A 21,079-nucleotide genomic window follows, 5' to 3' on the forward strand; every position below is an offset into this window, starting at 1 on the left:
CCATCCACGAAACGGGTTCAACGACTCATGTCCGCCATAACCCGCGACGAGGTCGCGCATCTGGCCCGGTTGTCCAGGCTGGCGCTCACCGACGACGAGCTCGACCACTACGCCACGCAACTCGATGCCATCATCGAGTCGGTCGCGAAGGTGGCAGAGGTCGCCGCCGAGGACGTGCCGCCTTCGTCGCACGCTCTCCCGCTGACCAACGTTTTCCGTCCCGACGAGGTGCGACAGTCCCTGACGCCCGAGCAGGCCCTTTCGGGCGCTCCCGCCGTCGAGGACGACCGCTTCCGGGTGCCGCGCATCCTCGGGGAGGAGGCATGAGCCTGATCCGCAAGACGGCCGCCGAGCTGGGCGCGATGATCGCCGCCGGTGAGGTGTCGGCCGCCGAGGTGGCCGAGGCGCACCTCGACCGGATGGCCGAGGTCGAGCCCAAGGTCAAGGCGTTCCTGCACGTCGACCGCGAGACCACGCTGGAGCAGGCCAGGGCCGTCGACGCCCGGCTGAAGGCGGGGGAGAAGCTCGGGCCGCTGGCCGGGGTGCCGATCGCGCACAAGGACATCTTCACCACCCGCGACATGCCGACCACGGCCGCGTCCAAGATCCTGCAGGGCTGGCGCCCGCCTTACGACGCGACCGTGACGCGCCGGCTGCGCGAGGCCGGGCTGGTCATCCTGGGCAAGACCAACCTGGACGAGTTCGCCATGGGCTCCTCCACGGAGAACTCCGCCTACCAGCTCACGCACAACCCGTGGGACCTGACCAGGGTGCCCGGCGGCTCGTCGGGCGGCTCCAGCGCGGCCGTGGCCGCCTACGAGGCGCCGCTGTCGACGGGCACCGACACGGGCGGCTCGATCCGCCAGCCGGCCGCGGTGACCGGCATCGTGGGCATGAAGCCGACCTACGGCGGCTCGTCCCGCTACGGCCTGATCGCCTTCGCCAGCTCGCTCGACACGCCGGGCCCGTTCGCCCGCAACGTGCTCGACGCCGCGCTGCTGCAGGAGGCGTTCTCCGGTCACGACCCGATGGACTCGACCTCCATCGACGCCCCGGTCCCGTCCGTCGTCGAGGCCGCCCGCAACGGTGACGTGGCCGGGATGCGCATCGGCGTCGTGCGCGAGTTCGCCGGCGGCGACGGCGTCCAGCCGGGCGTGCTGGCCCGCTTCCACGAGGCCGTCCAGCTCCTGGAGTCGCTCGGCGCCAAGGTCGTCGAGGTCTCCTGCCCGTCGTTCGCGAGCGCGCTGCCGGCCTACTACCTGATCGCGCCGTCGGAGTGCAGCTCCAACCTGGCCCGCTTCGACGCCATGCGCTACGGCCTGCGCGTCGGCGACGACGGCACGCGCAGCGCCGAGGAGGTCATGGCGCTGACCCGGGCGGCCGGGTTCGGCCCCGAGGTCAAGCGGCGCATCATGCTCGGCACCTACGCGCTGTCGAGCGGCTACTACGACGCCTACTACGGCCAGGCGCAGAAGGTCCGCACGGTCATCGCCCGCGAGTTCGAGGCCGCCTACCAGCAGGTGGACGTGCTGATCTCGCCGACGACGCCGACGACGGCGTTCCCGATCGGCGAGCGCGCCGACGACCCCATGGCCATGTACCTGGCCGACCTCTACACCATCCCGTCCAACCTGACGGGCAACGCGGCCATCTCGGTGCCGTGCGGCCTGGCGGACGAGGACGGTCTGCCGGTCGGCCTGCAGATCATGGCCCCGGTCCTGGGCGACGACCGCTGCTACCGGGTCGGCGCCGCCGTCGAGAAGGCCCTGGAGAGCCGCTGGGGCGGCCCGTTGCTGAAGGAGGCCCCGTCGCTATGACCATGGTCTATGACGAAGCGCTCGAACGGTTCGAGCCGGTGCTCGGGCTGGAGACGCACGTCGAGCTGGGCACCAACTCCAAGATGTTCTGCGGCTGCCGCACCGCGTTCGGCGCGCCGGCCAACACGCAGGTGTGCCCGACGTGCCTGGCGCTGCCCGGCGCGCTGCCGGTGGCCAACGCCGCCGCGATCGAGTCGACGATCCGGATCGGGCTGGCGCTCAACTGCTCGATCGCCGAGTGGTGCCGCATGGCCAGGAAGAACTACTTCTACCCGGACATGCCGAAGAACTACCAGATCTCCCAGTACGACGAGCCGCTCTGCTTCGACGGCTACATCGACGTCGAGGTCTACGGCGAGACGGTGCGGATCGAGATCGAGCGCGTGCACCTGGAGGAGGACACCGGCAAGTCGACCCACGTGGGCGGCGCGACGGGCCGCATCCACGGGGCCGATTACTCGATCGTCGACTACAACCGGGCGGGCATCCCGCTGGTCGAGATCGTCACCAAGCCGATCCCGGGCACCGACCGGCTCGCGCCGGAGGTGGCCAGGGCGTACGTGACGGAGCTGCGCGAGATCATGCGCTCGCTGGGCGTCTCCGACGTGCGCATGGAGGAGGGCTCGCTGCGCTGCGACGTGAACGTCTCGCTCATGGAGCGCGGCGCCTCCGAGTGGGGCACCCGTACGGAGACCAAGAACGTCAACTCGCTGCGCAGCGTCGAGCGGGCGGTGCGCAGCGAGATCGAGCGGCAGGCGGGCGTGCTGGCCGGCGGCGGCCGGATCGTGCAGGAGACGCGCCACTTCCACGAGGACACCGGCACCACCACGCCCGGCAGGTCCAAGGAGGAGGCGCAGGACTACCGCTACTTCCCCGAGCCGGACCTGGTGCCGATCGCGCCGGACCCGGCGTGGGTGGCGGAGCTGAAGGCGGCGCTGCCGGAGCTGCCGTCGGTCAGGCGCAAGCGGCTGCAGGCCGAGTGGGGCCTGTCCGACCTCGACATGCAGGCGATGCACAACGCCGACGCGATCGAGCTGGTCGAGGCGACGGTCAAGGCGGGCGCGCCGGCCGCCGACGCGCGCAAGTGGTGGATGGGCGAGCTGGCCCGCCGCGCGAACGAGACGGCGACGCCGCTGGCCGACCTGCCGATCACGCCGGAGCAGATCGCCCGGGTGACCGAGCTGGTGGCGTCCGGTGCGCTCAACGACAAGCTGGCCCGCGAGGTGCTGGAGGGCGTGCTCGCCGGTGAGGGCACGCCGGACGACGTCGTGGAGAAGCGCGGGCTCAAGATCGTCAACGACGAGGGCGAACTGTCGGCGATCATCGACGAGGTGCTGGCGGCCAACGCCGACGCGGCCGACAAGGTGCGGTCCGGCAAGATCGCGGCGGTCGGCGCGCTGGTGGGCGGCGTGATGAAGGCCAGCCGGGGCAAGGCCGACGCGGCTCGGGCGCGCGAGCTGATCCTGGAGAAGCTGGGCGTCTCCGCCTAGCGGCTCCGCACGTCCGTACGCGGCCTAGGTCCATCTGACCGGGTGGACCTAGGACCGCGGCGGGAGGTGCCCGCGCGCGCGACGGCCTAACGTCGGGTTCCATGAGACGAACTGCGTTGACAGCCGGCCTGGTGGCGATGGTGTCACTGGTGGCCTTCGAGTACGTCGCCGTCGCGGTGGCCATGCCCGTCGTGGCGGCGGATCTGGACGGTGTGGGACTCTACGGCCTGGCGTTCAGCGGGGCGATGGCCGCCGCCGTGGTGGGCACGGTGCTCGGCGGGCGGTGGGCCGACCTGCGCGGGCCGCTGCCGCCGTTGTGGACCGGGGTGGCCGGGTTCATCGGCGGCCTGTTGCTGGCGGGGCTGGCGCCCTCGATGGAGGCGCTGATCGCCGGGCGGCTGGTGCAGGGCTTCGGCGGCGCGCTGGTGAGCGTGGCCCTCTACGTGGTGGTGGCGCGGGCCTACCCCGAGGAACTGCATCCGAAGATCTTCTCCCTGTTCGCCACGGCCTGGGTTGTGCCGTCGATGGTGGGGCCGGCGATCGTCGGCCTGGTGGTCGACACGCTGGGCTGGCGGTGGGTGTTCCTGCTGGTGCCGATCCTGACCGTGGTGAGCGGGCTGGTGCTGGCGCGCGGGGTCGCCGGGCAGCCGGTGCGCGGCGGCCAGGGCACGCCCGCGCCGGGGCTGGCGGCCAAGGTCGCCTGGGCGGCCGTGACGGCGGTGGCGGCCGGGCTCATGCAGTACGGGAGCGGCGGGTCGCCGATCCTGCTGGTCGCCGGGCTGGTCATCCTGGCCGTGGCGCTGCCCAGGCTGCTGCCCGCCGGGACGCTGCGGGCCGCCCGCGGGCTTCCGGCGGTGGTCGGGCTGCGCGGGCTGGCGACCGGGGCGCTGTTCGCGGCCGAGGTGATCGTGCCGCTCATGCTGGTGCAGGAGCGCGGGCTGTCGCCGTTCCTGGCCGGGATCGCGATCACCGGCGGCGCGGTGACCTGGTCGTTCGCGTCGTGGCTGCAGGGGCGCGAGGTGTTCGGCCGGATGACGAACCTGGTGCTCGGCTCGGCCGCGCTGGCGGGCGGCATCCTGCTCATGGGCGCGGTGACGTTCGACGGGGTGCCGGTCGCGGTGGCCTACCCGTCGTGGATCCTGGCCGGGTTCGGCATGGGGCTGATCTATCCGACGCTGTCGGTGCTCACGCTGGAGCTGTCGGCTCCGGGCGAGGAGGGCGTCAACAGCTCGGCGCTGCAAGTGGGGGAGTCGGTGTTCTCGGTGGTGGCGGTCGCGATCACCAGCGCGCTGTTCACCGCCGTCGGCTCCGCCTACTGGGCGGTGTTCGCGGCCACGCTGGTGATGGCGCTGGCGGGCCTGGCGATCGCGCCCCGCGCGGTCCGCTCGGCCGCGCCCGCCGCCACCGCGTCGGCGTGACGCGCGGGCCCGGGGACGGTCCCGGGCCCGCGGGCGTCACCCGGCGCGCCGCGCCCAGAGCCTCCTGAACAGCGGCGTCAGCAGCGCCGCGCCCGACAGGAGCAGCAGCACCACCGACACCCAGCTCTCCACCAGCACGCTCACGTCGCCCGCGCCGATGGCCAGGGCGCGGCGGAGCTGGATCTCCGCCATCGGCCCGAGGATCATCCCGATCACCGCGGGGGCGACCGGGAGCCCGAAGCGCCGCATCGCGAACCCGAGCAGCCCGAGCACGAACAGCACCACCAGATCGACGACGCTGGCCTTCAGCGCGTAGACGCCGAGCGCCGCGAACACCACGATCCCGGCATACAGGTACGGGCGCGGGATCAGCAGCAGTCGCGCCCACAGCGGCGCCAGCGGCAGGTTGAGCACGAGCAGCATGGCGTTGCCGATGAACAGCGACGCGATCATGCCCCACACCAGGGCCGGGTTGTGGTCGAACAGCTGCGGCCCGGGCTGCAGCCCGTACTGCTGGAAGGCGGCGAGCATGATGGCGGCGGTCGCGGACGTGGGCAGGCCCAGCGTCAGCAGCGGGACGAGGGTGCCGGCGGCGGAGGCGTTGTTGGCCGCCTCCGGCCCGGCGACGCCCTCGATGGCGCCCTTGCCGTACTCCTCGCGGGCGACGCCGCGCGCCAGGCGCTTCTCGGCCGCGTACGACAGGAAGGTGGGGATCTCGGCGCCGCCGCCGGGCAGCGCGCCGAACGGGAAGCCGAGCGCGGTCCCGCGCAGCCACGGCCGCCACGAGCGGCCCCAGTCGGAGCGGCCCATCCAGGCCCGCCCGACGGGCACCACCTCGGGCGCGGCGTGCCGCAGCCGCGACGCCACGTACAGGGCCTCGCCGAGCGCGAACAGCCCGACGGCGACGATCACCACGTCCACGCCGTCGAGAAGCTGCCGCAGGCCCAGCGTGAGCCGCGCCTGCCCGGTCTGCTGGTCGATGCCGATCAGCCCGATCACCAGGCCGAACCCGAGCGAGGCCAGGCCGCGCACCACCGAGCGCGACAGCACCGACGACACGGCGGTGAACGCCAGGATCGCCAGCGCGAAGTAGTCGGCGGGGCCGAACGAGATCGCGAAGCTCACCACGGCAGGCGCGGCCACGACGAGCAGCGCGGTGGCGATGGTCCCGGCCACGAACGAGCCGATGGCGGCCGTGGCCAGCGCCTGCGCCGCCCGCCCGCGCCGGGCCATCTTGTTGCCCTCCAGCGCCGTGATCATCGACGACGACTCGCCCGGCGTGTTGAGCAGGATGGAGGTGGTCGAGCCGCCGTACATGCCGCCGTAGTAGATGCCGGCGAACATGATGAACGCGCTGGCCGGCGGCACCGTGAAGGTGATCGGCAGCAGCAGCGCCACGGTCATCGCCGGCCCGATCCCGGGCAGCACGCCGACCAGCGTGCCCAGGGTGACGCCGATGAGCGCGTACATGAGGTTGACCGGGGTGAGCGCGGCGGCGAACCCGTCGAGCAGGAGCTGCACCGACTCCACTCAGATCACCCCCCGCAGCACCCCGGCGGGCAGCGTGACGCCCAGCCCCTTGACGAACAGCAGGTACGTGGTGACGGCCAGGATCACGGCGATGCCGGCGGCGCGCAGCCGGTGGGCGGCGCCGAGCACCACCGACAGGCCGAAGAACAGCAGGCTCGCCGAGATGATCCAGCCGAGCAGGTCGAGCACCGCGGCGAAGCCCAGGAAGACGCCGCTGACCAGGCCGACGCTGCGCCAGTCGGCGGGCGCGTCGGGGTCGACGTCCTCGCTCTCCTCCGGGTCGCCGCGCCCGCCGCGCAGCACGTCGGCCACGTAGAACAGGCCGATGAGGACCATGGCGCCGCCCACCAGCATGGGGAAGAAGCGGGGGCCGAGGCCGAGCTGGGAGGCCGCCGCGGACACGTCCAGCGTGCCCACGACGACGAACACGCCCAGCCCCAGCACCACCAGCGCCAGCCCGAGCTCGGGCCGCCACCAGCGCGGGCGCTTGCCGGAATCAGCGGAGGGCATCAGGAGACGACGCCCAGCTCGGCGATGATCGCCTTGACCCGGGTCTGCTCGGCCGCCAGGTAGTCGGCGAACTCCTGGCCGGTCTGGAAGGAGTCGATCCAGCCGTTCTTGGCCACCGCGTCCTTCCACGCCTGGGAGTCGTGCATCTTGGTGACCAGGTCGGTCAGCGCCTTCTTGTCGGCGTCGCTGAGCCCGCCGGGCGCCACCATGCCGCGCCAGTTGGCGAGCTCCACGTCCAGGCCGCCCTCCTTCAGGGTGGGGGCGTCGAGGTCGGGCAGCCGCTCGCCGGAGGTCACGCCGAGCGCGCGCAGCTTGCCGGACTTCACGTGCTCGGCGAACTCGCCGACGCCCGAGATGCCGATCGTCACCTTGTTGCCGAGCAGCGCGTTGAGCGCCTCGCCGCCGCCGGAGTGCGCGATGTAGTTGACCTGCTTGGGGTCCACGCCCGCGGCCTTGGCCATGAGGCCGGCCACGATGTGGTCGGTGCCGCCGGCCGAGCCGCCCGCGACCGAGACCTTGGCCGGGTCCGCCTTCCAGGCCGCGACCAGGTCGGCCAGCGTCTTCAGCGGCGACTCTGCCGGGACCACGACGATCTCGTACTCCTCGGTCAGCTTGGCGATCGGCGTGGTCTCGTCCAGCGTGACCTGGGACTTGTTCTGCTCGATGGCGCCGACCATGACCAGGCCCATCGTCATCAGCAGGTTGCCGTTGCCCTTCTCGCCGGCGAGCTGGGCCAGGCCGATGGTGCCGCCCGCGCCGGGCACGTTGAACACCTCGACCTTGCGGTCGGGCGCGGCGGCCTTGATCGCCTGCTCGGCCGTGCGGGAGGTCTGGTCCCAGCCGCCGCCGGGCGAGGCCGGCGCCATGATCCGCAGCGCGCTGGTGCCGCCGCCCGTGCCGGTGTCGCCGCAGCCGGTGAGCGCGGCGACCGAGAGCGCCGCGAGGGCGGCGAGTATGCGCAGACGCATTGATCACTCCAAGGGGGGATTTCACCTTCTTGGGAACCGCATGGTGAGCCCGTACTCCGCCGGAGTCGAGCCTTTGCCGGTAGGCGTCGTAATGGTCGTATTGGTCGCAACACCGCCGTGACCTCGGGGTGTTTGCATGTGGACCGTGAAGTGGGTCCGTGACGCCTCCCTCGGCACCCAGCTGTTCGTGCTTCAGATGGCGATCGTGCTGCTCGCCGTGGGGAGCACCGCCGGCGTGTGGGCGCAGCACACGCGCAGCCAGCTCGACGGCCGCTACCAGCAGCGGGCGCTGGCCATCGCGCAGTCCGTGGCCGGGCTGCCGCAGGTGCGCGAGGCGTTCGAGCTGCGCCGGCCGGAGTCCGTGCTCCAGCCGCTGGCGCTCAGCGTGCAGCAGACCACCGGCGCCGACTACGTGGTGATCGCCAACGACGACCAGATCCGCTACGCCCACCCCAACGCCTCGCTCATCCGCAAGCAGCTGTCGACCGACGGCACCTACGTGCTCACCACCGGCCGCGACTGGGTCGGCACCGAGAAGGGCACGATCGGCGTCACCGTGCGCGGCAAGACGCCGGTCCTGGACGAGTACGGCGACGTCATCGGCCTGGTCTCGGTCGGCGTGCTGGAGACGACCGTCACGGGCGAGGTCGCCGAGGCGCTGCCGCCGCTGCTGTGGACGGCGACGGCGGTGCTGCTGGCCGGGCTCGCGGCGGCCGCGCTGATCACCGCGCGGGTGCGCCGGCAGACGTTCGGCCTGGAGCCGGGCGAGATCGCCGCCCTGCTGGAGCAGCGCGAGGGCGTGCTGCACGGCGTCAAGGAGGGCGTGCTCGCGCTCGACCTCGAAGGCCGGGTGACGCTGGTCAACGACGCCGCCCGCGAACTGCTCGGCGACGTCGGCGACGACCTGACCCGGATGCCGGTCTCCGACCGGATGCGCGACGTGCTGGGCGGCGCCGACCCGGGCGAGGACCGGATCGTCCTGCACGGCGACCGGGTGCTGGTGCTCAACCGCACCCCGGTGTCCGTACGCGGCCAGCACCGAGGGTGGGTGGTCACGCTGCGCGACCGCACCGAGCTCGTACGGCTGGCGCGCGAGCTGGACGACACCAGCAGCGCCACGGGAGCGCTGCGGGCCCAGGCGCACGAGTTCGCCAACCGCATGCACACCGTCGTCGGGCTGCTGGAGCTGGGCGAGCACGAGGCGGCGATCGCGTTCATCACCAGCGGCACCCCGGCCGCCTACCTCGGCGACCTGCGCGAGAAGGTCGAGGACCCGACGCTGGCCGCGCTGCTGCTGGCCAAGTCGGCCGAGGCCGCCGAGCGCGGCGCCCGCCTGGTGCTCTCCGGCGACTCCCGGGTGCCGGCGGACGTGCTCGGCGACCCCCAGGACGCGGTTCTGGTGGTCGGCAACCTGGTGGCCAACGCGATCGACGCGCTCGACGGCGCCGCCGGCACGATCGAGGTCTCGGTCGTGGCCGACGCGGCCGGGCTGCGCGTACGGGTCGGCGACTCCGGGCCCGGCATCATGCCCGACCTGGTCGAGGAGGTGTTCCGGGAGGGGTTCACCACGAAGGCGGCCCACTCCGGGCCGCGCGGTCTCGGCCTGGCGCTGACCCGGCAGGCGTGCCTGCGCCGGGGCGGCTGGGTCAAGGTGCGCAACTCGGGCGGCGCGGTGTTCACCGCCCACCTGCCCGCCGAGGAGGTGACGGTGTGAGCATCCGCGTGCTGGTGGTGGACGACGACTTCATGGTGGCGCGCGTGCACGGCGCCTACGTGGCCCGGGTGCCCGGCTTCGAGGTCGTCGCGACGGTCGGCAACGGCGCCGGGGCGCTCGCCGCGGTGACCGAGCACCGGCCGGACCTGGTGCTGCTCGACATCTACCTGCCCGACATGTCGGGCCTGGCGGTGTTGCAGGCGCTGAGCGGCGTCGACGTGCTCGTGATCAGCGCCGCCCGCGACGTGCCCACGGTCCGCGCGGCGATGCGCGGCGGCGCGATCAACTACCTGATCAAGCCGTTCACCGCCGACGCGCTGACCGAGCGGCTGCGCCACTACGCCGACACCCGGCGGCGGCTCCACGCCATCGGCCCCGAGGCCCGCCAGGACGACGTGGACCGCCTGTTCGGCACGCCGGCCGCCGCCGCGCCGCTGCCCAAGGGGCTGTCCCCGGCCACCTGCGCGCTGGTCGCCGACACCCTGCGCGACGCCGGGCGTGACCTGTCGGCGGCCGAGACGGCGCAGCTCGCGGGCCTGTCGCGGGTCAGCGCCCGCCGCTACCTCGAACACCTGTGCGCGGGAGGGCGGGCGGAGCTGCGGCCCCGCTACGGCACGGCCGGGCGTCCGGAGCACCGGTACCGCTGGCTCGGCTGACACAGTTCCGTAGTCTTTTCTCGTGACATATGCCGACCCTCGTGCCTTACTGTTGCCTGAGACTTGGCTGCGGAACGGGAGGAGATTGAGGCGTGCGTAACGCCGGACCGATCGAATCACCGACCGACCCGTTCGCCTCGGTGCCCCTGCCCTCGCGCGGCACCAGCAGGAAGCCGAAGATCGAGGGCCTGCCCCCGGGCGTCTCCCGCGACATCTTCGGCCCGCAGGAGCAGCCGCCGCAGGAGCCCCGCCCGCAGGAGCCGCCCAAGAGCGGCACCCTGCCCCCGGTGCCGACCGCGTCGCAGCCCTGGCCGGTCAACGGCAACGGGTCCGAGCCGCCGCCGTTCGGCATGCGCACGCCGCTGGAGCGGCCCCCGGCGCCCGACGCCGACCCGCCGCGCAAGCGCCGCCTGCTGCCCGGCATCGCCGTGCTCGTGCTGCTCGCCCTGGCCCTGGCCTACCTGGTCCCGGCCGTGCTCATGTCCGACGCCGTGCTGCGCGGGACCCGCGTGGGCGGCGTCGACATCGGCGGCATGACCGTCACCCAGGCGGCCGACAAGCTGCGCAGCGAGCTCGCCGTCAAGCTCAACAAGCCCGTCGTCGTCGACCTTGGCGGGCGCAAGGACACCATCCAGCCCGACGAGGCCGGCCTGGAGCTCGACGTGGTGGCCACGATCGGCCAGGCGCCCAGCGGCTTCCCCAGCCCGATCGAGGTGTGGCGGGCGCTCACCACCACGACCGACATCGAGCCGAAGGTCACCGTCGACCCCTCCCAGCTCACCAGGACCGTCGAGGCGCTGGCCGAGACCGTCGACCGGCGGCCGCACGAGGGCCGCGTCACGTACAAGGGACTGCGCCCGGTGGCGACGCAGCCGCGCTCGGGCGCGCTGCTCGACCGCGGCGAGGCCGTCCGCGTGATCAGCGAGGCATTCCTGAACGGCACCGGCACCGCGATCGTCAGCCTGGTGCCCGCCGAGCCCGCCACCAGCGCCCGCGCCGTCCAGAAGGCCACCGCGCAGGCCAGGCGGGCGGTGTCCGCGCCCATCACGCTGACCCTCGGCGGCAAGCAGGCGCAGCTCACCCCGGCCACGATCGCCGCCAACCTCACCTTCGTGCCCGACGGCGACGGGGGGCTGCGGCCCGACTTCGACGCCAAGGGGGCGCTGGCCACCGTCGAGAGCAGTCTGGTGGACGCCACCCAGGTGCCGCGCGACGCCACGTACGAGATCGTGAACGGCAAGCCCGTCCTCGTGCCCTCGCGCGAGGGCCGGGGCGTCAACGCCAAGGCGCTCGCCCGCGACGTGGTCAAGCTGGTGCGGAGCGGCGGGAACCGGGTCGTCCCCGTGACGCTGGCCGACGCCCCGCCCGAGGTCACCACCGAGCAGGTGGCCGACCTCGGCATCAAGGAGACGGTGTCGTCGTTCACCACGACCTTCGACTGCTGCCTGCCGCGCGTGACCAACATCCGCCGGATGGCCGAGCAGGTCGACGGGGTCCTGGTCAAGCCCGGCGAGACGTTCTCGCTCAACGAGCTGGTGGGGGAGCGCACCGCCGAGGGCGGCTACGTGCCGGCCGACCAGATCGTCGGCGGCCGGACGCTCACGATCATGGGCGGCGGGGCCTCCCAGTTCGCCACCGCCCTCTACAACGCCGCCTACTACGGCGGCTTCGAGGACGTCGAGCACACGCCGATGGACTACTTCTCCGCCCGCTACCCGGCGGGCCGCGACGCCGCGCTGCTCTACCCCGACCTGGACCTGAAGTGGCGCAACGACTCCGACCACGGGGTGCTGATCAAGACCTCGTCCACGGCCACGTCGGTGTCCGTCGTGCTGTGGAGCACCAGGCGCTACGACGAGATCAAGGCCGTCGAGTCCGACCGGCGGGAGTTCACCCCGTTCCGCCGTGAGACCAGCGACGCCGCCGGCTGCCGGCCCACCACCGGCCAGCAGGGCTTCACCGTCGACGTCACCCGGGTCTTCATCCGCGACGGCGAAGAGATCAAGCGGGACAAGAAGGTCACCACGAAGTACCGCCCCCAGGCCCAGGTGGTGTGCACCGGCTAGGGCGTGACCGCGAGGATCCGGTCGTCGCCCGCGCGCGGCTCGCCCCGGCCGTCCCTGTTGCTGGTGCCCACCCACAGCCCGCCGCCGGGGGCGGCGGTCACCGCGCGGAGCCTGCCGTACGTGCCGCCGTAGTGCGCGACCGGCGTGCCCGGCGAGCCGTCGGCGGCCAGCGGGATCTGCCACAGCCGTTCGCCGCGCAGCGCGCCCATCCACAGCGAGCCGCCGGCGAACGCCAGACCGGACGGTGACGCCTCGGAGGTGTCCCAGGTGACGACCGGATCGGTGAACTCCGGGGCGCCGCCCCGGCCCTCCACCTCCGGCCAGCCGTAGTTGCCGCCCGCCTCGATCAGGTTGAGCTCGTCGTGGGCGTCGGCGCCGAACTCGGAGGCGTACAGCCGGCCCGAGCCGTCCCAGGCCAGGCCCTGCACGTTGCGGTGGCCCAGGCTGTAGACGAGCGTGCCGAACGGGTTGCCGGGAGCCGGCCGCCCGTCGGCCGTCATGCGCAGGATCTTGCCCGCGAGCGAGTCGCGGTCCTGCGACAGGGACCGGTCGCCGGTCTCGCCGGTGGTGGCGTACAGGTGGCCGTCGGGGCCGAACGCCAGCCGCCCGCCGTTGTGGACGGTCCCCTTCGGGATGCCCTGGACGATCACCCGCGGCTCCGACAGCGTGTCGCCGGTCAGCCGGTAGCGGACGATCCGGTTGTCGGAGGCGGCCGTGCAGTACACGAACACCTGCTCGCCCTTGACCGCCACGCCCATCAGGCCGCCCTCGCCGCCGGGCTTCACGCCCTCGATCACGGCCAGCTCCCGGGCCTGGCCCGCCGGGGAGACCCGCAGCAGCCTGGCCGAGTCGCGCTCGGTCACCAGCGCGTCGCCGCCCGGCAGGAACGCGATCGCCCACGGCACGGCCAGGTCGCGCGCCACCACGCGCGGCTCGCCGGGCGACGGCCCGCCAGGCGCCGAAGCGGTCGGCGGCCCTCCGCCCTGGTCAGAGGCGGTCGGCGGCACCCCGCCCGCGCCGGAACAGGCGGCGAGCGCCACCGCGAGCATGGTCAGCCAGAGTGCCCTCATGTCTCCCATACTTGCCCCCGAGCCATAAAGTTTCCCGCATGAAGATCTGGGTCCCGTACGAGTCGGTCGCCGAAGTCCTGTCCGATCTGCCGGGTGTGGCGTGCTCCGTCTACGACGGCACCGGGCCGGAGCCCGACGGGATCGAGGACGTCGAAGTGTGGATCCCGCCCCTGGTCACCGTGCCGGACGTGCCGGGCACGCTGGCGCGGATGCGGTCGCTGCGCCTGGTCCAGACCGTCACCGCGGGCGTGGACGCCTACCGGCCGCACCTGCCGGAGGGCGCGGTGCTGTGCAACGCGCGCGGCGTGCACGACGCGGGCACCGCCGAGTGGGCCGTCGGCGCGATGATCGCGGTGCTGCGCGAGTTCCCCGGCTTCACCGACGCCCAGCGCCGGGGCGAGTGGACCTACCGCCACACCGGCGTGCTGGCCGACTCCACCGTGCTGATCGTCGGCTACGGCTCCATCGGCCAGGCGCTCGAACGCCGCCTCGACGGCTTCGAGGTCGAGGTCGTCCGGGTCGCCAGGAGCGCCCGCGAGGGCGTCCACGGCATGGCCGAGCTGCCCGCCCTGCTGCCCGGGGCCGACGTCGTGGTGCTGCTCGTGCCCGCCACGCCCGACACCGCCGGCATGGCCGACGCCGCGTTCCTGTCGCGGATGAAGGACGGCGCGGTGCTGGTCAACGCGGCCAGGGGCGGCGTCGTCGACACCGACGCGCTGCTCGCCGAGCTCAAGAGCGGCAGGCTGCGGGCCGCGCTCGACGTGACCGCGCCCGAGCCGCTGCCGGCCGGTCACCCCCTGTGGAGCGCGCCGGGCGTCTTCATCACGCCGCACGTGGCGGGCAGCACGCCCGCCTCCAACCGCCGCATGCTCCGGCTCATGCGCGCGCAATTGACGCGCTATCTCGCGGGCGAGCCGCTCGACAACGTCATCACCGACGCGTATTGAGAGGAATCCGGACCGTGGCTGGTCCGTGACCTTGGGTGCGTACGGTGGCGTCTAACCAAGGTTTCCTGACTTCCTGTCAAGGAGATCCTGGCGGCAATCAGGTCCGTGTGGTTATCAGATCGGTGACGACATCGGCGTTGTCACCACCCGCGCACCACCGACCGCACACACTGGCGATGTGCACCGCCGACCGGCGGTTCACGGGAGCAGGGTTCGAGACGGGATGGGCGACGACTGTGATCCGCTGGCGTGATCCACGGGCACCGCTGACCGCCGCGGCGGCGATCGGTGCCGCGGGGTTCGCGGCTGCGCTCCTTGCGGGCGGCCCGGCCCTCGTCATCGGCGCGGTCGCCGGCTGCCTCGCCGCGCTGCTGGCCACCGTGTCACTGCTGGCCGCCTCGGTGCGGCCGGCCGAGCACCCCTCGGCGGCACTCGGCATCCGCTGGATGGCCGGTGGCGCCGCCATCTGGGCCGCCGGCGTGGCGCTGCGGCCGTTCACCGACAGCTCCACGTTCATGGTGAGCTTCGCCGAGCTGCTCGTGCTGCTCGGCACCGTGCTGACCGGAGGCGGCGCGCTCGTCGCGGCCGGGCGCAAGCCGCCTGCCGCCCTGGTGCTGAGACAGCTCATCGACGCCTACCTGTGCGCCGCCTCGCTGTTCCTGATCGGCTGGGTGGTGGCTCTGCGCCACGTCTACGAGGCGACCGCCGACCCCGCGCTGTTCGCCTTCGCCATGCTGCCGCCGATGCTCGCGCTGGTGGCGACCTGCGCCGTGGCGCCGTCCGTGGCCGCGGTGCGCTCCGCCGCGTGGCCGCTCGGCCTGGCGAGCGTGGGCGTGCTCGCCACCACGACCGTGGCCGGCATGGCGACCGCCGTGGCCCGGCTCGACGGCGGCGCGCCGCCCGTGTGGAGCATGGTCATCACGCCGGTGGCCTTCCTGCTGCTGGCCGCCGTGCCCTGGGCGCGCCCGCGCCAGGTCACCGCCGCACAGGCGCCTGACAACCTGGTGGACGCGCTGCCGCTGGCGCTGGTCGCCGTCGCCACCGTCACGATGCTCGCGCACCTGGCCGGCGGCATGCGCCAGCCCCCCGCCACCGGCGTCGTGGCGGTCGCCGCCTCCGTCGTGCTGCTCCTGCTGCTGCGCGTGTTCGTGCTGTCGGGGGCCAACGCGCGGCTGCGCACGCTCGTCTCGCTCGGCGACACGCAGCTGCGCGAGCTGGCCGAGAGCACCGGCGACGTGGTGCTCATCTGCGACTACGACGGCATGGTGCACGAGATCGGCGACGGCATCGAGGTCACCTACGGCTACCGCCCCGAGGACGTGATCGGCGGGTCGATCTTCGACTACATCCATCCCGAGGACGTGCCGCACATCCAGTCGGCGCTGCACGGCATGGGCCCCGACGGCGACGACGAGGAGGCCAGCCCCGGCGCCTGCCTGATCGCCTGCCGGGTGCGGGCCGCCGACGGCACCTGGCGGCCCACCGAGTCGGTCGCCACCCGTCACGCGGGCGGCGAGGACCAGGTCCTGGTCACCACCCGCGACATCAGCGACGAGGAGGCCCTGCGCAACCAGGTCGCCCACCTGACCTTCCACGACGGCATCACCGGGCTGCCCAACCGCTCCTACTTCGAGGAGCGCACCCGCGAGGTGCTGACCGGCCGCAGCGTCGGCCAGGTCGCCGTCATCTTCCTCGACCTCGACGGGTTCACCTCCGTCAACGACTCGGTGGGCCACGCCAGCGGCGACTACCTGCTCGGCCAGGCCGCGCGCCGGCTGCGCGGCGCCGTGCGCCACGACGACACACTGGCCCGGTGGGGCGGCGACGAGTTCGCCGTGCTGCTGGAGACCGGCGGGGAGGCGCAGCTCGCCGTCGACCTCGCCGAGCGGCTGGTGCGGGCGGTCTCGCAGGAGCCGTTCCGGGTGGCCGACCGTGACGTGGCGCTGACCGCCAGCGTCGGCGTGGCCTTCGCCGAGGACGACCTGCCCGCCGGCGACCTGATCCGCAACGCCGACGTGGCCATGGCGCGGGCCAAGGAGCTGGGCGGGCGCCGGGTCGAGGTGTTCGCCGCGCAGATGCACGCCGACGTGCTGCGCCGCCTGGAGCTGGCCGCCGACCTGCAGCGGGCGCTGATCGAGCAGCAGTTCGCGATCGAGTACCAGCCGGTGGTCGACCTGGCGACGTCGCGGGTGACCGCGGTCGAGGCGCTGGTGCGCTGGTGGCGCGGCTCGGTGTTCGTGCCGCCCGACCAGTTCCTCGGCCCGGCCGAGGACACCGGGCTGATCGTGCCGCTGGGCGAGTGGATCCTGCGCGAGGCGTGCCGTGAGGTGGCCGCCTGGCGGGCCTCGTCCTGGGACATCGGGCTGTCGCTCAACCTGTCGGCCCGGCAGATCACCGCCCCCCGCTTCGTCGAGACCGTGCGGGAGGCGCTGGAGGAGAGCGGGCTGCCCGCCTCCGCGCTGACCCTCGAAGTGATCGAGGAGATGCTCGTCGAGGACGCCGAGGAGACGGTCAAGCGGCTGTCGGAGCTGCGCGCTCTCGGCGTGCGGCTGGCGATCGACGACTTCGGCACCGGCTACGCCTCGCTGGCGTTCCTCAGGCAGCTCCCGGTCGACATGATCAAGATCGACCCGTCGTTCGTGTCCGGGCTGGGCCGCGACGACACGCTGACGCTGCTCACCCGCACGATCGTGCGGCTCGGCCACGACCTCGGCCTGACCGTGGTCGCCGAGGGCATCGAACGCCCGGAGCAGCTTGAGCTGCTGCGTGAGATGGGCTGCATGAAGGGCCAGGGCTTCCTGGTCGCGCGGCCCATGGCGGCCAGGGGCGTCGACTCGCTGATGAGGACGAGTCTCACCGTGTGAGACGTGTTTCTCACCAAGTTGACACCTGGTGCTTCCGACCAGCTATGGTGTTAGACATGCTTCGCAGTGGGATTCTCGTAGTACTTCGCCGGCGCGCAGGCCGTTAGCGAAGCACTCCGACCTGCGCGCCGCCCCAGCCCCGCCGTTCGTCCGGCGGGGAGGGGCATTTTTTATGTCCTGAACGTGTGACCACGCAAGGAACGAGCCGATGACCGAACGGATGACAGGTGCACAGGCCCTGGTCAGGGCACTGGAGCACGTGGGAGTCGACACCGTGTTCGGGATCCCGGGCGGCGCCATCCTCCCGGCTTACGATCCCCTCTACGACTCGACCAAGGTCCGGCACGTGCTCGTACGGCACGAGCAGGGCGCCGGCCACGCGGCCGAGGGTTACGCGCAGGCCACCGGCAAGGTCGGCGTGTGCATGGCGACCAGCGGCCCGGGGGCGACCAACCTGGTGACGCCCATCGCCGACGCGTACATGGACTCGGTGCCGATCGTGGCGATCACCGGGCAGGTGGCGAGCAAGTCGATCGGCACGGACGCCTTCCAGGAAGCCGACATCTCCGGCATCACCATGCCGATCACCAAGCACAACTTCCTGGTCACCGACCCGGCCGACATCGCCCGCACGATCATGGAGGCGTTCCACATCGCCTCCACCGGCCGTCCCGGCCCGGTGCTGGTCGACATCGCCAAGGACGCCCTGCAGGCGGAGACCACGTTCAGCTGGCCGCCGACGATGCAGCTGCCCGGCTACCGGCCGGTGACCCGGCCGCACTCCAAGCAGATCCGCGAGGCGGCCAAGCTGATCGCCGAGGCCCGCCGCCCGGTGCTCTACGTGGGCGGCGGCGTGCACAAGGCCCGCGCGTCCGAGGAACTGATCCGGCTGGCCGAGCTGACGCGCATCCCGGTCGTGACGACGCTGATGGCGCGCGGCACGTTCCCCGACAGCCACCCGCAGCACATGGGCATGCCGGGCATGCACGGCAGCGTCTCGGCCGTGGGCGCGCTCCAGCAGGCCGACCTGCTCATCGGGCTGGGCGTCCGCTTCGACGACCGCGTCACCGGGCAGCTGTCCACGTTCGCGCCCTACGCCAAGGTCGTCCACGCGGACATCGACCCGGCGGAGATCTCCAAGAACCGCCACGCCGACGTGCCGATCGTGGGCGACTGCAAGGAGGTCATCGGCGACCTGATCGCCGCCGTCGAGGCCGCCGGGGTCCAGGGCGACTACGACGAGTGGTGGACGATCCTCAACGGCTACAAGCAGACCTACCCGCTGGGCTACGAGGAGTTCGAGGACGGCTCGCTGGCCCCGCAGTACGTCATGGAGCGGCTGAGCGCCATCGTCGGTCCCGACGCCTACTACGTGGCGGGCGTCGGCCAGCACCAGATGTGGGCCTCGCAGTTCGTCCGCTACGAGAGGCCGGGCCGGTTCATCAACTCCGGCGGCGCCGGCACGATGGGCTTCGCGGTGCCGGCGGCGATGGGCGCCAAGATGGGCCGCCCGGACGACGTCGTGTGGGCCATCGACGGCGACGGCTGCTTCCAGATGACCAACCAGGAGCTCGCCACCTGCGCGCTGGAAGGCGTGCCCGTCAAGATCGCCGTCATCAACAACGGCAACCTGGGCATGGTCCGCCAGTGGCAGACCCTCTTCTACGACCAGCGCTACTCCAACACCGACCTGCAGGCGACCCGCCGCATCCCCGACTTCGTCAAGCTGGCGGAGGCCTATGGTTGTGTTGGCCTGCGGTGCGAGCGTCCCGAAGACGTCGACGCGACCATCAAGAAGGCCATGGAGATCAACGACGTGCCCGTGGTGGTCGACTTCGTCGTCCACCAGGACGCCATGGTCTGGCCCATGGTCGCGGCCGGCACGAGCAACGACGACATCAAGATCGCCCGTGACATGGCGCCGAAGTGGGAGAGCGACGATGAGTAGACACACGCTTTCTGTGCTCGTGGAGAACAAGCCGGGTGTGCTCGCCCGGGTGTCCGCGCTGTTCAGCAGGCGGGGCTTCAACATCGACTCGCTGGCCGTCGGGCCCACCGAGCACGACGACATCTCCCGTATGACGATCGTGGTCAGCGTCGAGGAGCTGCCGCTTGAGCAGGTCACCAAACAGCTCAACAAGCTGGTGAACGTGCTGAAGATAGTGGAGCTCGACACCTCGCAGTCCGTTCAGCGCGAGCTCATGCTGATCAAGGTCAAGGCCGACGCCGACAGCCGCTCGCACGTGCTGGAGCTCGTCCAGCTCTTCCGTGCGCGCTGCGTGGACGTGGCGGCCGACGCGGTGACCATCGAGGTCACCGGCACTCCCGACAAGCTCGAGGCCTTCGTCAAGGTCCTGGAGCCGTTCGGGATCAAAGAGCTCGTCCAGTCGGGCATGGTGGCCATCGGCCGCGGCGCCCGTTCCATCACTGACCGGTCCCTCAGGGCACTGGACCGTACCGCCTGAAAGGTTTTCAGCAAGTGACCGAGATTTTCTACGACGACCAGGCCGACCTGTCGATCATCCAGGGGCGCCGTGTGGCCGTGCTGGGGTACGGCAGCCAGGGCCACGCCCACGCGCTCTCCCTGCGTGACTCCGGTGTCGACGTGCGCGTCGGCCTGCCGGAGGGCTCCAAGAGCCGCGAGAAGGCCGAGAACGACGGCCTGCGCGTGCTCACGCCGGGCGAGGCGGTGAAGGAGGCCGACGTCACGATGATCCTGGCGCCGGACCACATCCAGCGCCACCTCTACGCCGAGCACGTCGCGCCCAACCTCAAGGAGGGCGACGCGCTCTTCTTCGGCCACGGCCTCAACATCCGCTACGGCCTCATCGAGGCGCCCGAGGGCGTCGACGTGTGCATGGTCGCCCCCAAGGGTCCCGGCCACCTCGTCCGCCGCCAGTTCGAGGCGGGGCGCGGCGTCCCGTGTCTCGTCGCGGTGGAGAAGGACGCCTCCGGCAAGGCCCTCGACCTGGCGCTCTCCTACGCCAAGGGCATCGGCGGCACCCGCGCCGGGGCGCTGAAGACCACGTTCACCGAGGAGACCGAGACCGACCTGTTCGGCGAGCAGGCCGTGCTGTGCGGCGGCGTCTCCGAGCTGATCAAGGCGGGCTTCGAGACCCTCATCGAGGCCGGCTACCAGCCGGAGGTGGCCTACTTCGAGTGCCTGCACGAGATGAAGCTCATCGTCGACCTCATGTACGAGGGCGGCATCTCGAAGATGTACTGGTCGGTGTCCGACACCGCCGAGTACGGCGGCTACACCCGCGGCCCGCGCGTCATCACCGACGAGACCCGTGAGGAGATGCGCCGCATCCTGGGTGAGATCAAGGACGGCACCTTCGCCCGGCAGCTCGTCGAGGAGTTCGACGGCGGCCAGAAGGAGTTCGCCCGTCACCGTGAGGAGCTGGCGGCGGACCCGATCGAGAAGACCGGCGCCAAGCTGCGCCCGATGATGAGCTGGCTGAAGGGCTGAGTTCGCGCGTTCGCGGCGGACGGGCGGGGGCGCTGATGCGCCCCCGCCCGTTGCTTTGGGCCTGGTGTCGCCGCGTGTCTCGTCAATGATCCGCAATGCGTGACCGCGTTAACCCCCGTCTTCGCAAAAGGACCGTTTCCGCACGTCAAAAGCAGATTAGCGGCGTTTGCCGCTGACGATCACCGGGAAGATCTCCTCCCGCTACCGACGGAGAGTAGTCGATAGGTAACAAAGGGGATTCGTATGTACAAGACGGGGCTCATCCTGGCCGGTCTGGTCGGCGGGATGGTCATGCTGGGCGGCGGTCCCGCGCTCGCCGAAGGTTACGCGATGAACACCGCCTCGGTGGTCGCGTGGCCCACGCATGGGGACGACGACAACAACGACAACGACATCCGCGCGTACGGCGAGCGGAACAACTTCGGCGAGGACAACGACGACGAAGTCGAGGGGCAGTGGAACAACAACGGGTCGGACGACGACGTCCTTGACCTGGACATTCTCAACCAGGTCCTCTCGGACATCCTGACCGCGAAGGACTAGTCGTCCCAAGCACC

General features: G+C 72.0%; 17 protein-coding genes. 13 read left to right on the top strand and 4 right to left on the bottom strand.

Features of this window, described 5'->3' with window-relative positions; genetic code table 11:
- The first annotated feature begins 27 nt into the window (after nucleotides 1-27).
- The 4 genes from gatC (at nucleotide 28) to ACWDXC_RS05555 (ending at nucleotide 4,725) form a co-directional block, all read left to right on the top strand.
- On the top strand, nucleotides 28-327 hold the full coding sequence (gatC, locus tag ACWDXC_RS05540; protein ID WP_049556801.1) for an Asp-tRNA(Asn)/Glu-tRNA(Gln) amidotransferase subunit GatC: 300 nt from the start codon (nucleotides 28-30) through the stop codon (nucleotides 325-327).
- Nucleotides 324-1,817, top strand: a complete 1,494-nt coding sequence (gene gatA / locus ACWDXC_RS05545; RefSeq protein ID WP_449978368.1) for an Asp-tRNA(Asn)/Glu-tRNA(Gln) amidotransferase subunit GatA — start codon at nucleotides 324-326, stop codon at nucleotides 1,815-1,817. Before gatC ends, gatA begins: the two co-directional genes overlap by 4 nt.
- Nucleotides 1,818-1,819: 2 nt before the next feature.
- Nucleotides 1,820-3,307, top strand: a complete 1,488-nt coding sequence (gatB, locus tag ACWDXC_RS05550; RefSeq protein ID WP_219501228.1) for an Asp-tRNA(Asn)/Glu-tRNA(Gln) amidotransferase subunit GatB — start codon at nucleotides 1,820-1,822, stop codon at nucleotides 3,305-3,307.
- Nucleotides 3,308-3,408: 101 nt separating this feature from the next.
- Nucleotides 3,409-4,725, top strand: coding sequence for an MFS transporter (locus ACWDXC_RS05555; RefSeq protein WP_449978371.1), 1,317 nt, complete (start codon nucleotides 3,409-3,411; stop codon nucleotides 4,723-4,725).
- Between the two features lie 36 nt (nucleotides 4,726-4,761).
- Here the strand turns inward: ACWDXC_RS05555 and ACWDXC_RS05560 are convergent, their stop codons facing one another.
- From ACWDXC_RS05560 to ACWDXC_RS05570, 3 genes are read right to left on the bottom strand one after another with little or no spacing between them, the layout of a single operon-like run.
- On the bottom strand, nucleotides 4,762-6,255 hold the full coding sequence (locus ACWDXC_RS05560; RefSeq protein WP_364175987.1) for a tripartite tricarboxylate transporter permease: 1,494 nt from the start codon (nucleotides 6,253-6,255) through the stop codon (nucleotides 4,762-4,764).
- Entirely contained in the window at nucleotides 6,256-6,765 is a 510-nt protein-coding gene (locus ACWDXC_RS05565) for a tripartite tricarboxylate transporter TctB family protein (RefSeq protein ID WP_219501057.1), read from the bottom strand.
- Nucleotides 6,765-7,733 (bottom strand): Bug family tripartite tricarboxylate transporter substrate binding protein, encoded by a 969-nt coding sequence (locus tag ACWDXC_RS05570; protein WP_219501060.1) that lies wholly within the window; start codon nucleotides 7,731-7,733, stop codon nucleotides 6,765-6,767. Before ACWDXC_RS05570 ends, ACWDXC_RS05565 begins: the two co-directional genes overlap by 1 nt.
- Before the next feature lie 136 nt (nucleotides 7,734-7,869).
- On the opposite strand from ACWDXC_RS05570, the gene ACWDXC_RS05575 reads away from it, so the two are divergent.
- The 3 genes from ACWDXC_RS05575 to ACWDXC_RS05585 all read left to right on the top strand — a co-directional run bounded on the left by ACWDXC_RS05575 (nucleotide 7,870) and on the right by ACWDXC_RS05585 (nucleotide 12,169).
- Nucleotides 7,870-9,447 carry an ATP-binding protein gene (locus ACWDXC_RS05575; protein ID WP_219501063.1) on the top strand — a complete coding sequence of 526 codons (1,578 nt, stop codon included), beginning with the start codon at nucleotides 7,870-7,872 and terminating at the stop codon, nucleotides 9,445-9,447.
- A gap of 32 nt (nucleotides 9,448-9,479) precedes the next feature.
- Entirely contained in the window at nucleotides 9,480-10,103 is a 624-nt protein-coding gene (locus tag ACWDXC_RS05580) for a response regulator (RefSeq protein WP_246644193.1), read from the top strand.
- 92 nt (nucleotides 10,104-10,195) lie between these two features.
- Nucleotides 10,196-12,169, top strand: a complete 1,974-nt coding sequence (locus tag ACWDXC_RS05585; protein WP_449978377.1) for a VanW family protein — start codon at nucleotides 10,196-10,198, stop codon at nucleotides 12,167-12,169.
- Here ACWDXC_RS05585 and ACWDXC_RS05590 read toward each other — a convergent pair.
- Nucleotides 12,166-13,239 carry a PQQ-dependent sugar dehydrogenase gene (locus ACWDXC_RS05590; protein WP_449978380.1) on the bottom strand — a complete coding sequence of 358 codons (1,074 nt, stop codon included), beginning with the start codon at nucleotides 13,237-13,239 and terminating at the stop codon, nucleotides 12,166-12,168. The two genes, ACWDXC_RS05585 and ACWDXC_RS05590, sit on opposite strands and share 4 nt — an antisense overlap.
- A gap of 38 nt (nucleotides 13,240-13,277) precedes the next feature.
- Here ACWDXC_RS05590 and ACWDXC_RS05595 point away from each other — a divergent pair, with 38 nt between their 5' ends.
- The 6 genes from ACWDXC_RS05595 (at nucleotide 13,278) to ACWDXC_RS05620 (ending at nucleotide 21,065) form a co-directional block, all read left to right on the top strand.
- Complete coding sequence (locus tag ACWDXC_RS05595; protein ID WP_449978383.1) at nucleotides 13,278-14,186, top strand: 2-hydroxyacid dehydrogenase; 909 nt, start codon at nucleotides 13,278-13,280, stop codon at nucleotides 14,184-14,186.
- 236 nt (nucleotides 14,187-14,422) lie between these two features.
- Nucleotides 14,423-17,050 (top strand): putative bifunctional diguanylate cyclase/phosphodiesterase, encoded by a 2,628-nt coding sequence (locus tag ACWDXC_RS05600; RefSeq protein WP_449978387.1) that lies wholly within the window; start codon nucleotides 14,423-14,425, stop codon nucleotides 17,048-17,050.
- 208 nt (nucleotides 17,051-17,258) lie between these two features.
- Nucleotides 17,259-18,998, top strand: coding sequence for an acetolactate synthase large subunit (locus ACWDXC_RS05605; RefSeq protein WP_219501082.1), 1,740 nt, complete (start codon nucleotides 17,259-17,261; stop codon nucleotides 18,996-18,998).
- Nucleotides 18,991-19,515 (top strand): acetolactate synthase small subunit, encoded by a 525-nt coding sequence (gene ilvN / locus ACWDXC_RS05610; RefSeq protein ID WP_219501098.1) that lies wholly within the window; start codon nucleotides 18,991-18,993, stop codon nucleotides 19,513-19,515. The genes ACWDXC_RS05605 and ilvN overlap by 8 nt, the downstream gene beginning before the upstream one ends.
- Nucleotides 19,516-19,538: 23 nt before the next feature.
- Nucleotides 19,539-20,522, top strand: coding sequence for a ketol-acid reductoisomerase (gene ilvC / locus ACWDXC_RS05615; protein WP_449979794.1), 984 nt, complete (start codon nucleotides 19,539-19,541; stop codon nucleotides 20,520-20,522).
- 243 nt (nucleotides 20,523-20,765) lie between these two features.
- On the top strand, nucleotides 20,766-21,065 hold the full coding sequence (locus ACWDXC_RS05620; protein WP_049556833.1) for a hypothetical protein: 300 nt from the start codon (nucleotides 20,766-20,768) through the stop codon (nucleotides 21,063-21,065).
- The last annotated feature ends 14 nt before the right edge of the window (nucleotides 21,066-21,079 follow it).

The sequence above is a fragment of the Nonomuraea sp. NPDC003214 genome (assembly GCF_053590035.1).

Coding starts and splice junctions, on each gene's coding strand:
- ACWDXC_RS05575 (WP_219501063.1), top strand. CDS start 7,870: ATGTGGACCGTGAAGTGGGTCCGTGACGCCTCCCTCGGCACCCAGCTG.
- gatC (WP_049556801.1), top strand. CDS start 28: ATGTCCGCCATAACCCGCGACGAGGTCGCGCATCTGGCCCGGTTGTCC.
- ACWDXC_RS05565 (WP_219501057.1), bottom strand. CDS start 6,765: ATGCCCTCCGCTGATTCCGGCAAGCGCCCGCGCTGGTGGCGGCCCGAG.
- ACWDXC_RS05605 (WP_219501082.1), top strand. CDS start 17,259: ATGACCGAACGGATGACAGGTGCACAGGCCCTGGTCAGGGCACTGGAG.
- ACWDXC_RS05555 (WP_449978371.1), top strand. CDS start 3,409: ATGAGACGAACTGCGTTGACAGCCGGCCTGGTGGCGATGGTGTCACTG.
- ACWDXC_RS05590 (WP_449978380.1), bottom strand. CDS start 13,239: ATGAGGGCACTCTGGCTGACCATGCTCGCGGTGGCGCTCGCCGCCTGT.
- ilvN (WP_219501098.1), top strand. CDS start 18,991: ATGAGTAGACACACGCTTTCTGTGCTCGTGGAGAACAAGCCGGGTGTG.
- ACWDXC_RS05620 (WP_049556833.1), top strand. CDS start 20,766: ATGTACAAGACGGGGCTCATCCTGGCCGGTCTGGTCGGCGGGATGGTC.
- gatA (WP_449978368.1), top strand. CDS start 324: ATGAGCCTGATCCGCAAGACGGCCGCCGAGCTGGGCGCGATGATCGCC.
- ACWDXC_RS05580 (WP_246644193.1), top strand. CDS start 9,480: ATGGTGGCGCGCGTGCACGGCGCCTACGTGGCCCGGGTGCCCGGCTTC.
- ACWDXC_RS05595 (WP_449978383.1), top strand. CDS start 13,278: ATGAAGATCTGGGTCCCGTACGAGTCGGTCGCCGAAGTCCTGTCCGAT.
- ACWDXC_RS05570 (WP_219501060.1), bottom strand. CDS start 7,733: ATGCGTCTGCGCATACTCGCCGCCCTCGCGGCGCTCTCGGTCGCCGCG.
- gatB (WP_219501228.1), top strand. CDS start 1,820: ATGGTCTATGACGAAGCGCTCGAACGGTTCGAGCCGGTGCTCGGGCTG.